The organism is Sulfurovum sp. MH2-6, from assembly GCF_058374785.1.
The window spans coordinates 1,717,390-1,730,459 of record NZ_CM178170.1 but is presented as its reverse complement, the minus strand read 5'-3'; the positions used below and the strand labels follow the sequence as shown (position 1 = coordinate 1,730,459).

Below are 13,070 nucleotides of genomic sequence, written 5' to 3'. Positions count from 1 at the left end.
GATTATGTCATTCACACCTAAAACCCCACATTTGACAATAGATGGTATTATCGAAGTATATGAGGAGGGTATATTTCAGGGTATCGTATTGATCGATCGTAAGTGTGAACCGTTAGGGTTGGCTTTACCGGGTGGATTTGTTGAAATTGGAGAGACGATTGAAGAGGCACTGGTACGTGAGATGAAAGAGGAGACCGGTTTGGATGTGGAGATCGATAGGATATTAGGTATATACTCAGATCCTGATAGAGATCCGCGTTTTCATACGGCAACGGTTGTCTATGTAGCCAAAGCTTCAGGTCAGCCAAAAGGCGGTGATGATGCCAAAGTTGCAAGCCTCTATACCTTGTCGGATCTTCCGGTGGAAAAACTCGTATTTGATCATGGAAAGATCGTAACAGACTACTTGAAAACCTGTAAGTAGCGGGGAGAGGATGTGCAAGATAGCTTCGATCTGCTTATCGCACTCAAAGAATTAGGTTTTCTTCATAACGGGAGAGATCCCTTCTGGTGGCCTCAGAGCGGAACATTTGAGGTAGTGGTTGGTGCACTGCTTACGCAACAGAGCAAATGGGAAAGAGTAGAAGCGTCCCTCTCCCATCTTAAAGCGGCAAACCTGCTCACCCTTGAGGCACTTTCCTATGCTGATGCACAACAGATAGCTTCACTTATCAAACCAAGCGGATTTTACAATACCAAGGCACAAAGAGTGATCAAACTTTGTGAAAATATACGTCAGGATTTTGCTACCTTTGATAGATTTGTCAATGAGGTTGACAGAAGGTGGCTGCTCTCGCAAAAGGGCATAGGGATGGAGAGTGCAGACTCTATCTTATGCTATGCGTGTCATAGGCCGGTGTGTGTGGTTGACAGTTACACACAAAGGCTTCTGGGGGCATTCGGTTATACGTTTGACAGCTATACAGAGCTTCAGGAGTGGATGGAGCAGGGGATAGAGGAAAACTTTCATAAGATCAAAGTTCTCTACGGTGAAGAGGCAGATCTTGCAACGGTCTATGCCAGATTTCATGGGAAAATAGTAGAATATGCCAAAAAACATATCCGCGGTAAACAGGTTGATGTTGCACCGCTTTTAAAAGCGTTGGAGGAGAGTATATGACCAATATCGTGATCACGGGATGCAGTACAGGTATAGGGTTGGAGACGGCGCTATATCTGAAGGAGAGATATATCTCTGTCTATCCGACAGCACGGGATGAGAAAGATGTGGCGCATCTCAAAAACTTGGGATTTGAGCATGCCATGGTGCTTGATGTGACCAAGCCTGAGCAGATAGCAGCGGTGATCAGCCAAGTGATGGAGCTTGAGGGAAAGATCGATGTATGGTTCAACAACGCAGGTTACGGACAGCCGGGCGCGGTAGAGGACCTTAGCACAGCAATGCTCAGAGCACAGTTTGAGACCAATCTCTTTGGCCTGCATGAGTGTACACTTCAGGTACTCAGAGTGATGAAAGCGCAGGGGTACGGGAAGATCATCCAGCACTCATCGGTACTGGGGCTTATCTCACTCTTTGGCAGGGGAGCGTACAATGCCAGCAAATACGCCATCGAAGGGCTCAGTGATACGCTCAGACTGGAACTTATGGATACCGGTATCTCTGTCTCTCTGCTCAACACAGGTCCTATCACCAGTAATTTCCGCCAAAATGCGATGCAAAAACTCCAGGAGAATGTGGATATAGCGCATTCACGTTTCAAAGAGAAGTATGAAGCAAATATCAGGGGTACAGGAAAAAAAGTACCATTCAACCTGGAGGCTGATGCCGTAGCCTCTGTAGTCTATGAGATCATTGCAGCCAAGAAGCCAAAGCCGCGATACTACATCACCAAGGCAACCTATCTGCTTGGGAATCTAAAGAGGATACTGAGTACTTCTCTACTCGATAAGATACTGATGAGAGTGGGGTAACTTTCTCTCGTTTCCTTTCCCTTCTTTCTCTGTGGCAAAATTTTTTTATCACATCTTACATCTCACATCAATGAATTTTAAAGAGAGTTCTTACAAAGTTGCCTTGGCAGCGTAAAAGTCAGTTAAAATTGATAATGCTTTTATTACAATTAAAAGTGGAAGAAAAGGGGAAGAAGATGATAAGCAAACTACTTCCTGCATTTATCGTACTTTTTGTTATGGTATTTGGTGGGGATTTTGAAGAGGGAATTGCCGCTTATAATGCGGGAGATCATCAAAAAGCGGCAGCGTTTTTCGAAAAGGCGGCTGAGCATGGAGATGTCAATGCCCAGAATAACCTTGGGGTGATGTATGAAAATGGTAAAGGGGTCAAGCAGGACTACCAAAAAGCGGCAGCGCTTTTCCTAAAGGCATCCGAACATGGAGACGCTGATGCCCATTATAACCTTGCGGTAATGTATGCGCATGGCAAGGGAGTAACTCAGGATGATCAAAAAGCCGCAGAGTTTTATCAAAAGGCGGCGGATCGAGGAATTGCAGCGGCGCAAACGATTCTTGGGGGCATGTATCAACATGGTCGTGGGGTAAGACAGGATTATCACAAGGCAGCCGAGTATTATAAGAAGGCAGTGATGCAGGGAGATGCTGATGCACACTATAACCTTGGGGTGATGTATGATCATGGCGAAGGGGTCAAGCAGGATTATTCAAAAGCGGCAGCGCTTTATCGGAAGGCAGCCGATCAGGGGATCGTAGCGGCTCAAACCAACCTCGGGAGTATGTATCTTGACGGCCAGGGGGTCAAGCAGGATTATCAAAAAGCGGCAGCACTTTTCCGGAAGGCGGCAGATCAGGGGCATGCTACGGCTCAAACGATCCTCGGTATGATGTATGAGTATGGTCAAGGGGTAAGGCAGGATGATCAAAAGGCAGCCGAATGTTACCGGAAGGCGGCGGATCAGGGGATTGGTGAGGTTCAAGCGATCCTGGGGGTGATGTACCAGAATGGTCGTGGGGTAAGGCAGGATGATCAAAAAGCAGCCGAGTGTTACCGGAAGGCAGCGGATCAGGGGGTTGCCGAGGCCCAAACCAACCTTGGGGATATGTATCTTGAGGGCCAGGGGGTAAGGCAGGATTATCAAAAAGCGGCAGCGCTTTTCCGAAAGGCGGCGGAGCAGGGGCATGCCAGGGCTCAAACGATCCTTGGTATGATGTATCAAAATGGTCATGGGATACAGCAGGACTATCAAAAAGCAGTCGAGTGTTACCGGGAGGCAGCCAAGCAGGGATACGCTATGGCCCAAAGTAACCTTGGAGATATGTATCTTGACGGCCAGGGGGTCCGGAAAGATTATCAAAAAGCGGCAGAGCTTTACAGGAAGGCAGCTAAACAGGGGATAGCCAGGGCTCAATATTATCTTGGAGTGATGTACTTGAAGGGTCAAGGGATGCAGCCGGATGATCAAAAAGCCGCACTCTTTTTACAGAAAGCGGCCGATCAGGGGGCTGCCAGGGCTCAAACTGATCTAGGGGATATGTACCTTCATGGCCGAGGGGTGAAGCAGGATGATCAAAAAGCGGTAGAGCTTTACCGGAAAGCGGCCGAGCAGGGATTTCCCAAGGCGCAATATACCCTTGATATTCTTTGTAAAGAAAATCCCTCGCTTTGTAAATAAGAGATGCGGTCCACTCCTCTTTTCTGAAGGCGTTTTATCTCACCGTGAAGCTGGAGCTTTGGGTGAGGGATCAAATATTCTCATCCACTTTTCTTTTAGTGTACTACAGAGTGAAAACAAAAATCAATAAAGAGTTCTACGCTATAATGCCTCAAAACAATTATTTAGGTGAACGATATGGATAAGATCAAAATAGGTGTAGTAACTACAAGTGACAGAGCAAGCCAGGGGATCTATGAAGATATCTCGGGGGTTGCGATCATGGATACAATGAAAGAGTATCTGAAAAACGAGTGTGAATATGAGTATAGATGTATCCCGGATGATCAGAATCTGATCGAGAATACGCTCATTGAACTGGCACGTGATCATAGTTGCGATCTTATCGTCACTACAGGCGGAACGGGACCGGCACCAAGAGATGTGACGACAGAGGCGACCGAGAGTGTCTGTCAAAAGCTTCTACCTGGATTTGGTGAGCAGATGAGAGCGGTGAGTCTGCAGTATGTACCTACAGCGATCCTTTCACGCCAGACAGCGGGTATCTGTGACGGATCACTCATTATCAACCTGCCGGGTAAACCAAAGTCGATCAGAGAGTGCCTTGATGCGGTATTCCCGGCAGTACCGTACTGTATCGACCTGATCGGCGGTGCGTATATGGAAGCGAACGAAGAGGTGATCAAAGTGTTTAGACCTAAGGCAAAGTAATGGACGTTACATTTATCGAATCAAAGATCAATGAGATCATTGCAGAGCTTGAAAAAGAGGTGATAGAGGTGATCTCCGATCAATCTCTGGATAAAAAGCAGACCAATCTGCGTATGAAGCCGCTCAAGTCTACCAAACAGATATTGCTCAATGCGGTGGAGAGTATCAAGATGGTGGAAGAGGTAAGTACGAAAGAGATGGAAGATGCAGCTGACTAACGGTATCGTACTGTTTCTGTTCGTCATTGCAATCGTTCTCTTTTTTTGGGGAACGCTCAAAGCGATGAAAACACAAAAGAAGGTCTATCTTTGGGCAATGGTACCAATGGGGCTGCTGATCGTGGCAATGTTTATGCTTTAGCAGAATGGGGGGAGAGGGAGTGAAAAAGTTCTAAAGCTTCTTCACTCCCTCCTGAAGCATACCTTATTTTACTCTTAACCACTACTTAAAGTTATTTTGATATTATCGGGCTCACTCCAACATTCAAAAGGCTATTATGCAACCCTATAAGCGAATTGTATTGAAAGTAGGAAGTTCGGTACTCACTGAAGACGGTGAGATCGCAAAAGAGAGAATGTACAACCTTGTATCATTCATCGCAGAACTGCGTAAAAAGTATGAAGTGGTACTCGTGACTTCCGGTGCCGTATCAGCAGGTTATACCACTTTGAAGCTTGACAAGAGAAAAGATATTAGCAAGAAGGTATTGGCTGCAGTCGGTCAACCGATTTTGATGAGCTCTTATAAGAAAAAATTTGATATCTATGATGTTGATACTGCTCAGATACTGCTCACAGAAGATGATTTTGATTCGAGAAAACGTACGGAGATATTTCGGCAGATCATCAATACTTCTCTTGAAAAAGGTATCCTTCCCATTGTAAATGAAAACGATATCTCCAGTACGCCGGACCAGCTTTTCGGTGACAATGATCAGCTTGCTGCCCGTGTCGCACACCATACGAAGTCTGAGTTACTTGTGATACTCAGTGATATTGACGGATATTATGATAGCAATCCAAGCGACAATCCCGATGCAAAAATCTTGAAAGAGGTGAACAGACTTACCGAGAAAGAGCTGCAGGCCAGCCATTCTCCGAATAATGAGTTTGCCACGGGAGGGATCGTGACCAAGTTGGTAGCGGCTGACTTCCTGATCTCTAAAGGACGTGAGATGTTTTTATGCAGCGGTTTTGATCTGACAACTGCAAAAGAGTATCTTTTGGAGGGGAGACATAACAAAGGTACACTCTTCAAGCCTCACTCATAGAGCGTTCTTGGCTCTGGTTGTTGTCATATTGAACCCGAGCCAATCCTCCATTCCTCCCCTGTACCATTTCATCTTTTGCGGCGGATATCCCAATTTTAACAGTGCCTTGATCATCTGGGGTGATTGGCTGCACCATGCACCGTTACAAAATAGAAGCAGCTCTTTGGCTTCTGAAAAGTCCAGCCTATGATGCACGGTTTTGATGCCCAAAGTAGTAAGTGCTTTTTGGTACTCCTCGGGGAAAAGTTTGGCTTTCAGAATATAGAGGTAATGGATATTGACAGCACCGGGGATAGTTCGGTAGTGATACCACTCCTCACCCCGTGTATCAACTAAAAGCATATTTGGGTCATCCTGCATGATCCGGATAAAGTCCAGAACTTCAGATTCTGATACAGTTTCTATCTTGGGGTGGAGCATCATAGGGAAAATCGTTTTTCCTGCACTGGTAACAAAGGTGGATTTACATGCCCGTGGGATAGTCTCGTGGGCATACCCGTTTTCCCAAAAAGTTTCATTTGTGATGGGGATTTTTGTACAGGAGGTGTCGATCCGGCGTTTTACCGTGATGATAACCTCTTGACCCTTCTCATCGATATGTTTGGTCTTTACACCGTTTATGAACAGATCCGTATCACTGTAACAGAGCGTACCTAAGATGAGAGTCAAACAGAGTAGTCTTTTCATCATGGGCTCCTTTGTAGGATTTTTATCTCCTTTTTATTGAGGTCATCCCCGCTCCTACCCAGGATTGTATCCCGCCACGGTACCATTTGATCTTCTGGGGAGGATAGCCGACCTCAAGGAGGGCATGGATCATTTTTGGGGATTGACTGCACCATGGGCCGTTACAGAAGAGTAGAATCGTTTTGGCCTGTGTAAAATCATAATGCCCTTCATCATCGATCACCTTTACGTCCATCTCTTGCAATGCATGTTCAAACTCGAACTCATGTACTTCCCGGTATTTGAAATAGTGAAACGGCATATTTATCGCACCGGGTATCGTCATATAGTCATACCATTTCTTTTTACGGCAGTCGATCAGCATCATATCCTGACGTGACTGCATCTCTTTGATGAACTTCAGGGTTTCAAGCTCACCATAAGTCTCCAACTCTTTGTGTAGTATCATAGGCTGCAGGTGTCCTGTCGTATGCACAAAGGTGGATTTACATGCTTCGGGGACTTTTGCATGGGCATAGTTGCCTGTCCAGACCATTTCATTCGTTAAAAACGCTTGTCTGTCACACTGGGCAGGGATATTCCTTTTGACAAGTATCTGCTGCGTATCTTTTTTACCTAGGTGATGCTTCGCCATGACGCCGCTGTACTCTATGCCTTTATCTCCCGCAACACAGAGTATACTCAGTAAGATAAAAATGATAAATATCTGTAGATTCATACCCATACCTCTTTTACTGTGATCTTCTCTACGGATAATAGCATAAGGCATGTGTAGCAATGTGTAACTGAGAAAATAGAGAGAGAATGTTTGAGCAGGCTCTGACAATTATGCTACAATCTGCCATGCAAAAAACACTACGTTTATTTATACTGGTATCATCGCTCACTCTCTTTCTCTATGGTGGTCAGATGACACAGGCAGCATTCAAACAGACCTTGAAACAATGTGAAAAAGAGGAGAACGGTGCGGCATGTGCCAAACTTTACTACTATTTTATCTCCAGTAAACGCTCCTATCTTGCTGATCTGAAGGCAGATAAGAAAAAGGCCCTCTATTATGCAAAAAAAGGATGTAGGCTTAATGATAGGGACGGGTGTTTCACTGCGGGGATGACACTTTACTATGGAGATCAGCATGCGGGTATTCCTGCAGATAAGAATGAGGGGAGAGGACTGCTCAGAAGAGCCTGTGATCTGGGACAGGACGATGTCTGTTCCTACTTTCTCAATCCAAATTTTTGATACTGTCAAAATCATGCTACAATAGTGCAATACAGCGTTGAAAGGAGTCGGTATGGATAAGCCTGTTATTGCGGATAATTCCCCGGTCATCGCCTCTCTGGAAGAGGGAAAGAACTATCTCTTCTGTACGTGCGGTTTGGCCAAAACCCAGCCGTTTTGTGACGGCAGTCATAAAGGAAGCACTCTAAAGCCCTTGAAGTTTACTGCCAAAGCCACTACCCAGAAGTGGATGTGTATGTGTAAACATACCGGCAATCCGCCATACTGTGACGGAACACATCAGAAGTTCAGTCAGGAGGATGTGGGCAAAGCGGTGGATTAAGTGTGAGGAAAACACTGCGAAGAGATGTTCTTCTGGCCTTTGGTTGAGAGGCACTTCCCTGAAGAATCTTTTCTGTTGTCCTATGCCAGTCCGATGGTATACTTAGAGCAGATCGCTGTTGAGGAGTTTTTTTGAGTCTTTTTTGATATTGAACTCAAGCGTGATCTTGGTACCGTTTTCAAGCTCCAGTGTCATAAAACTCTCTTCTAAAAAATCACTGATATTTTCCATCAATGATAGACCCAGGGAGTTTCGTGCATCATTGCTGTTAAAGCCTTGTCCTCTATCTTCAACCGTTAAACGGCAGGTATGGTTTTCCGCCAGACATGATACCCTGATCTCCTCACCGCTCTGTGTGAGGTAAGCATGTTCGATGGCATTGGATACCGCTTCATTTATAAATAATCCCAGATAGGTTGCCGTTGCGGTATCCAGCTTTAGTCCGTTTTCCACATTCAATACGATTGTATGTTTTGTAAGCAGTTGCAGACTTTTTATGATACTTCTGAGATACTTCTCTATATCTACCGTGGTGGATTCACTGCTTAAAGAGAGTTGCTCATGTACCAGCCCGATCGTTTTTAAACGATTTACCTGGGAAGATAAGACTTTTTTGCATTGATCACTTTTGACTCTGTTTGATTGCATAAGCAGCAGTCCCATAATCATCTGGAGGTTGTTTTTGACTCTGTGGTTCAGCTCTCTGAGGAGTGTTTTTTGTGACTTACTGAAGGTGAGCAGTTCTATTTGAAAACTTTGTCGATACTCCTCAAACCGATAATGCAGAAAGGAGATACCGACATATCCGATCAAGATCTCGACATAGAGTGAAGAGGGAAATATAATAGGTTCAAGTATCCTCAATTCGCTGTTTAATACCGCCAAAGCCAACATTAACACAATAAACAGGCTAAATCTCTTTCCATTCTCTACCCCTAAAAAGAAGAAGATAAAGACCGGCAGGATAGCCAGAGCAAAGAGAGAAAACTCGGGGTTCTCACCGATAATGAAAAGTGCCATAGTGACCAGCAGTGAGACGGAAATGATCAGGATGGATGCAAAGTGCCTGAGTGAGATCAGACGAAAATAATAGAGTATAAAACCTATCATTTGTGCAATAAGCGCAGTGGTCTCCAGCCACACCATCGTATAAAAATGATGTTTGTAACTCTCATAGGTATCTACGCTGATAATAAACATTGAGATGATAAAAAAGAGTTTGCTCAGTCTTAGAAACAGTTGTTGTGTATTTCGGTGGTAGAGATCATTTTTCATAGGATTGTTGCATACTTATTGGTATAGGATTTGAAAATGTCAGTAGCGGTGTCCACAAACCCATCTTCTCTGAAACCATTGAAGATCAAAGATAAGATATCCTGAAATCACCGCTTTGCATTATATGTTTATTTTATCATAACTTCACCGTTTTTCATAAAAGCGGGAGAGTGGGTACGATTTGCCGTTCAATGGAGTTGTTTGACTTCAAGGTTGTTAAAAAACTCAGCAGGGTATAAAACCTTATATTTGTGATAGAATTATCTTTTAACCAAAAGGAAACAGTCACTATCAGCGTTAGAAAGTGAGGGGTACGGCAATGAGAGGTTTAAAGAGAGGTATGTCACTGTCAGTGTATGCAAGAGCAGCAGGAATACTCTATCTCTTTATCATAGTCTCTGGAATCTATAGCGAGGTGTTTATCCGTTCCGAATTGATCGTCAGCGGTGATGCTTCGGCTACAGTAGCCAATATTATGGCTTCCAAAACAGACTTCCTTATAGCCTTTGCTGCTGACTCTGTGATGCTGCTTTGTGATGTTGCTATCGCTGTACTCTTTTACCTGCTCTTTAAACCTGTAGACAAAACACTGGCACTGAGTGCAGCCGTGTTCAGGTTGGTGCAGGCTTCTATACTGGGACTTAATCTGCTCCATTATTATGCGGTAGCACTGCTTCTGGACGGCAGTGTATATAGAAAGGCTTTTGATAGGGAGGAGGTCAATGCTTTGGTCATGCTGTTTTTGGATATGCATAGTTATGGGTATGACCTTGCTCTCCTCTTCTTTGCCCTTTCCACGCTTATTCTTGGATCTCTGCTGATCAAAGCTGATTACTTTCCGGCGCTTTTAGGGTACGGGCTTTTGGCAGCCGGTGTTGTCTACTTGATAGGGAGTTATACACGATTTTTACTCCCCGAGTATCTACCGTGGATCGAGCCGATCTATATCATCGCTTTTGTTACTGAACTTTCGTTTTGTTTATGGCTTTTGATCCGGGGTATTCAGAGCTGACACTTAAGCCTTTATAACGCTTATCGGTCTTTTAGGAGTTGTGCATTGAGCGCAACGATCACGGTACTGAGTGACATCAATACCGCACCAAGTGCAGGTTTGATCATAATCCCCCATGATGTGAGTACTCCTGCAGCCAACGGGATCGCAATGAGATTGTAACCGCTGGCCCACCATAAATTTTGTACCATTTTACGGTAGGTTGTTTTTGACAGCTTTATCGCATCGGTGACACGAAGAAGCTCACTTTTTGTCAGGATGATATCTGCACTCTCTATGGCGATATCCGTACCTGCACCGATAGCGATCCCTATATCTGCCTCTAAGAGTGCCGGAGCATCATTGATGCCGTCTCCCACCATGGCGACGATATGGCCTGCTTGTTTGAGCTGGTCGATCTTTTCAAGTTTTTCATCCGGAAGTAAGTTTGCTTCGTAGTGTGTGATGCCTGTCTCTCTTGCGACTTTTGAAGCAGCCAGGGCATTGTCTCCGGTAAGCATATAACTTTGGATGCCCATACGCTCCAGGGTTTTTATCGTCTGTTGTGTCTCTCTACGGATAGAGTCCTCAAGCAAAAATACCCCCATGATCTTCCCATCGATGACCAACCATACTTTACTTGCCTCTTTACTCTGATACTCCTGTATCGCTTCAGGAATATCGAGTGACTCTCTCTCCAGGAGCTGCATACCTCCGATCATGACTCTTTTCCCCTCGATTTCGGCTTTGGCTCCTATCCCTGGATAGGCTTCAAACGCTTTTATCGGTATGGGTTTGATCTGTCGTTCTTTTGCATAATCACTGATTGCTTTTGCCAGGGAGTGTTCGGAGTTTTGTTCCAAAGAGAGAGCATACTGCAGCATTCTCTCTTCCTCTTCCAAGAGATAGACCTCAGTGACACTCAGTTTTCCCTCGGTGAGCGTTCCTGTTTTATCAAAACATATCACATCTATATCACGGAGCTTTTCAAAGGCTTCACGGTGACGTATCAGTATCCCTTTTCTGGCACCTAAAGAGGTTGAAATGGCAGTGACCAGGGGTACAGCCAATCCAAGGGCATGTGGACAGGCAATGATCAGTACCGTGATCGACTTTTGGATGGAGTCTGAAGTTGAGGTGAGCATGGACCATACTGCAAACGTTACTGCTGCCACACTGACCGAGAGATAAAAGAGCCATCCGGCTGCTCTGTTGGCAAGATCCTGGGTATGGGATTTGCTCTTGGCTGCTTCCTGTACCAAAGAGAGCATTTGCGAAAGATAACTCTCTTTTCCGTTTTTACTTATCTTGACTTTGAGCGCACCGTCAAGGTTGGTACTCCCCATATAGACACTGTTCCCTCTCTTTTTATAGACAGGCTTTGATTCCCCTGTTAAAAAGGCCTCGTCAGTCATACTTTCACCCTCAGTGACGACGCCGTCTGCAGGTATCTTCTCTCCCGGACGTATCAGTATCAGATCATCCACTTGTAATACCTCTATAGATACTTCCTCCTGCTCTCCATCCGGGGTGATCCTCACTGCCTGTTGAGGCATCAGTTTGACCAGTCCGCTCAGTGCACTGCTGGCAGAGAGCAGACTTTTTGCCTCGATATAGTGACCGAGCAACATGATATCAACCAGTGTGGCCAATTCCCAGAAAAAAGCTTTGCCTTGACCAAAAAAGAGTGTTGAAGCAGAGTAGACGTAAGCCACGGTGATCGCCATAGAGATCAATGTCATCATCCCGGGCTTGAGTGACCTGATCTCCTCCCTCATCATGGTTAAAAACGGCCAACCGCCATAGAGATAGATAAACGATGACAAGAGGAGCACAATAATGTTTTGGTTGTGGAGAATGAGTACAAATCCAAACCACTCCTGGATCGTTGAGGAGAGAAGCAAAATAGGGATGGTAACGATCAAAGAGACGATAAATCGTTGCTTAAAAGCATCCATATGATGTGTATGCCCTAATGCGTGATCATGTTGTGTATGTGTATGAGGGGAATGATTCCGGGAATCTGTATGGTGATGCATCTCCATAATTAAATGCTGCTTTCTCCTCTTTCAGAGGCGGAAACCTCCGTAAGAGAATGGATATTATGTATTGGTATGTTCTGTCTTCTCAAGCTCATCGATATATTCACTGAGCTCACTGTTATCATTGCAGGTGTTGATATGGTCACTTCTTTTCTCTTCAAATTTTGTCAGATTTTGAGAAACGAAGTCCCAGTTGATCAACTCCCACCACTTCTCAAGATAGTTGGCTCTTGCATTTCTATAGTCTATATAGTAGGCATGCTCCCAGACATCACAGGTCATCAACGGCGTATGCCCGTTGAGAAGCGGATTGCCTGCATTGGAGTGTGCCTCTATCTCCAGTACCTCTCCATCGTTCAAGGAGAGCCACACCCATCCCGAACCGAAGAGTTTTGCCGCAGTTTCCAAAAAGCTCTTCTTGAGTGTTTCAAGAGAGCCGAAGTCTCTGTTGATCAACTCTAGGAGATCATGAGAAGGCGCTGTCTCCTTGCCGCTTATACCGTTAAAGTAGAAGTCATGGTTGAAGACCTGTGCGGCGTTGTTGAAGATACCCCCGTCAGCATGTGTGATGATATCTTCCAGGTGCATCTCTTCAAACGCTGTTCCTTTGATGAGGTTATTCAGATTGTTGACATAGCCCTGATGGTGTTTACCGTGATGATATTCGAGTGTTTCTGCAGATATTTCCGGTTCTAATGCATGCTTATCAAAGGGCAGATCCATAAGTGTATGTTCCATCACATCTCCTTTTTATTTTTATAGTAGTGAATCAATGTGTATTGTCTGTGTAGTTTACGGATAAACAATACACATGATTTACACACATTTTTTTTATGATCGGAACTGAAATGAGACGCTTTTATCAACGATCAGCAATGTGCGTGAAGAGAGGGGATGAAGAGACGATCCCGGATCTCATTCA

The 13,070-nt window shown here is 44.8% G+C and carries 16 protein-coding genes; 11 read left to right on the top strand and 5 right to left on the bottom strand.

What is annotated here, in order from left to right:
• Positions 1-4 precede the first annotated feature (4 nt).
• From AC4JOV_RS08925 to proB, 8 genes are all read left to right on the top strand, one after another.
• A complete protein-coding gene (locus AC4JOV_RS08925) occupies positions 5-424 on the top strand; it encodes an NUDIX domain-containing protein (RefSeq protein ID WP_229937927.1) in 420 nt (139 codons plus the stop codon).
• A gap of 12 nt (positions 425-436) precedes the next feature.
• The gene (locus tag AC4JOV_RS08920) at positions 437-1,120 is read left to right on the top strand and encodes a 3-methyladenine DNA glycosylase (protein WP_229937928.1); all 684 of its coding nucleotides are present in this window, start codon (positions 437-439) and stop codon (positions 1,118-1,120) included.
• Positions 1,117-1,932 (top strand): SDR family NAD(P)-dependent oxidoreductase, encoded by an 816-nt coding sequence (locus AC4JOV_RS08915; RefSeq protein ID WP_229937929.1) that lies wholly within the window; start codon positions 1,117-1,119, stop codon positions 1,930-1,932. The genes AC4JOV_RS08920 and AC4JOV_RS08915 overlap by 4 nt, the downstream gene beginning before the upstream one ends.
• 176 nt (positions 1,933-2,108) lie before the next feature.
• Positions 2,109-3,608 carry an SEL1-like repeat protein gene (locus AC4JOV_RS08910; RefSeq protein WP_229937930.1) on the top strand — a complete coding sequence of 500 codons (1,500 nt, stop codon included), beginning with the start codon at positions 2,109-2,111 and terminating at the stop codon, positions 3,606-3,608.
• 177 nt (positions 3,609-3,785) lie between these two features.
• A complete protein-coding gene (mog, locus tag AC4JOV_RS08905; protein ID WP_229937931.1) occupies positions 3,786-4,319 on the top strand; it encodes a molybdopterin adenylyltransferase in 534 nt (177 codons plus the stop codon).
• Positions 4,319-4,537 (top strand): hypothetical protein, encoded by a 219-nt coding sequence (locus AC4JOV_RS08900; protein ID WP_229937932.1) that lies wholly within the window; start codon positions 4,319-4,321, stop codon positions 4,535-4,537. Before mog ends, AC4JOV_RS08900 begins: the two co-directional genes overlap by 1 nt.
• The gene (locus tag AC4JOV_RS08895; RefSeq protein WP_229937933.1) at positions 4,524-4,679 is read left to right on the top strand and encodes a hypothetical protein; all 156 of its coding nucleotides are present in this window, start codon (positions 4,524-4,526) and stop codon (positions 4,677-4,679) included. The genes AC4JOV_RS08900 and AC4JOV_RS08895 overlap by 14 nt, the downstream gene beginning before the upstream one ends.
• Before the next feature lie 136 nt (positions 4,680-4,815).
• Positions 4,816-5,589, top strand: coding sequence for a glutamate 5-kinase (gene proB, locus AC4JOV_RS08890; protein WP_229937934.1), 774 nt, complete (start codon positions 4,816-4,818; stop codon positions 5,587-5,589).
• Here proB and AC4JOV_RS08885 read toward each other — a convergent pair.
• Together AC4JOV_RS08885 and AC4JOV_RS08880 are read right to left on the bottom strand one after the other, a co-directional pair.
• Entirely contained in the window at positions 5,584-6,276 is a 693-nt protein-coding gene (locus AC4JOV_RS08885) for a rhodanese-like domain-containing protein (RefSeq protein ID WP_229937935.1), read from the bottom strand. The genes proB and AC4JOV_RS08885 overlap by 6 nt on opposite strands.
• Before the next feature lie 22 nt (positions 6,277-6,298).
• Entirely contained in the window at positions 6,299-6,994 is a 696-nt protein-coding gene (locus tag AC4JOV_RS08880) for a rhodanese-like domain-containing protein (RefSeq protein ID WP_229937936.1), read from the bottom strand.
• A 125-nt stretch (positions 6,995-7,119) separates the two neighbouring features.
• Here AC4JOV_RS08880 and AC4JOV_RS08875 point away from each other — a divergent pair, with 125 nt between their 5' ends.
• Both AC4JOV_RS08875 and AC4JOV_RS08870 read left to right on the top strand, forming a co-directional pair.
• Entirely contained in the window at positions 7,120-7,518 is a 399-nt protein-coding gene (locus AC4JOV_RS08875; protein ID WP_491522134.1) for a hypothetical protein, read from the top strand.
• A 52-nt stretch (positions 7,519-7,570) separates the two neighbouring features.
• Positions 7,571-7,840 carry a CDGSH iron-sulfur domain-containing protein gene (locus AC4JOV_RS08870; RefSeq protein WP_229937938.1) on the top strand — a complete coding sequence of 90 codons (270 nt, stop codon included), beginning with the start codon at positions 7,571-7,573 and terminating at the stop codon, positions 7,838-7,840.
• Between the two features lie 102 nt (positions 7,841-7,942).
• Here AC4JOV_RS08870 and AC4JOV_RS08865 read toward each other — a convergent pair whose 3' ends face one another.
• Positions 7,943-9,115, bottom strand: coding sequence for a sensor histidine kinase (locus AC4JOV_RS08865; protein WP_229937939.1), 1,173 nt, complete (start codon positions 9,113-9,115; stop codon positions 7,943-7,945).
• Between the two features lie 340 nt (positions 9,116-9,455).
• Between AC4JOV_RS08865 and AC4JOV_RS08860 the strand changes: the two genes are divergently transcribed.
• Positions 9,456-10,127 carry a DUF4386 domain-containing protein gene (locus AC4JOV_RS08860; protein ID WP_229937940.1) on the top strand — a complete coding sequence of 224 codons (672 nt, stop codon included), beginning with the start codon at positions 9,456-9,458 and terminating at the stop codon, positions 10,125-10,127.
• Positions 10,128-10,147: 20 nt separating this feature from the next.
• Here AC4JOV_RS08860 and AC4JOV_RS08855 read toward each other — a convergent pair whose 3' ends face one another.
• A complete protein-coding gene (locus AC4JOV_RS08855; RefSeq protein ID WP_229937941.1) occupies positions 10,148-12,064 on the bottom strand; it encodes a heavy metal translocating P-type ATPase in 1,917 nt (638 codons plus the stop codon).
• Between the two features lie 144 nt (positions 12,065-12,208).
• Entirely contained in the window at positions 12,209-12,886 is a 678-nt protein-coding gene (locus AC4JOV_RS08850) for a superoxide dismutase (protein WP_305799970.1), read from the bottom strand.
• Positions 12,887-13,070 lie beyond the last annotated feature (184 nt).

Coding starts and splice junctions, on each gene's coding strand:
- AC4JOV_RS08925 (WP_229937927.1), top strand. CDS start 5: ATGTCATTCACACCTAAAACCCCACATTTGACAATAGATGGTATTATC.
- AC4JOV_RS08915 (WP_229937929.1), top strand. CDS start 1,117: ATGACCAATATCGTGATCACGGGATGCAGTACAGGTATAGGGTTGGAG.
- AC4JOV_RS08910 (WP_229937930.1), top strand. CDS start 2,109: ATGATAAGCAAACTACTTCCTGCATTTATCGTACTTTTTGTTATGGTA.
- mog (WP_229937931.1), top strand. CDS start 3,786: ATGGATAAGATCAAAATAGGTGTAGTAACTACAAGTGACAGAGCAAGC.
- AC4JOV_RS08900 (WP_229937932.1), top strand. CDS start 4,319: ATGGACGTTACATTTATCGAATCAAAGATCAATGAGATCATTGCAGAG.
- AC4JOV_RS08895 (WP_229937933.1), top strand. CDS start 4,524: ATGCAGCTGACTAACGGTATCGTACTGTTTCTGTTCGTCATTGCAATC.
- proB (WP_229937934.1), top strand. CDS start 4,816: ATGCAACCCTATAAGCGAATTGTATTGAAAGTAGGAAGTTCGGTACTC.
- AC4JOV_RS08885 (WP_229937935.1), bottom strand. CDS start 6,276: ATGAAAAGACTACTCTGTTTGACTCTCATCTTAGGTACGCTCTGTTAC.
- AC4JOV_RS08880 (WP_229937936.1), bottom strand. CDS start 6,994: ATGAATCTACAGATATTTATCATTTTTATCTTACTGAGTATACTCTGT.
- AC4JOV_RS08875 (WP_491522134.1), top strand. CDS start 7,120: ATGCAAAAAACACTACGTTTATTTATACTGGTATCATCGCTCACTCTC.
- AC4JOV_RS08870 (WP_229937938.1), top strand. CDS start 7,571: ATGGATAAGCCTGTTATTGCGGATAATTCCCCGGTCATCGCCTCTCTG.
- AC4JOV_RS08865 (WP_229937939.1), bottom strand. CDS start 9,115: ATGAAAAATGATCTCTACCACCGAAATACACAACAACTGTTTCTAAGA.
- AC4JOV_RS08860 (WP_229937940.1), top strand. CDS start 9,456: ATGTCACTGTCAGTGTATGCAAGAGCAGCAGGAATACTCTATCTCTTT.
- AC4JOV_RS08855 (WP_229937941.1), bottom strand. CDS start 12,064: ATGGATGCTTTTAAGCAACGATTTATCGTCTCTTTGATCGTTACCATC.
- AC4JOV_RS08850 (WP_305799970.1), bottom strand. CDS start 12,886: ATGGAACATACACTTATGGATCTGCCCTTTGATAAGCATGCATTAGAA.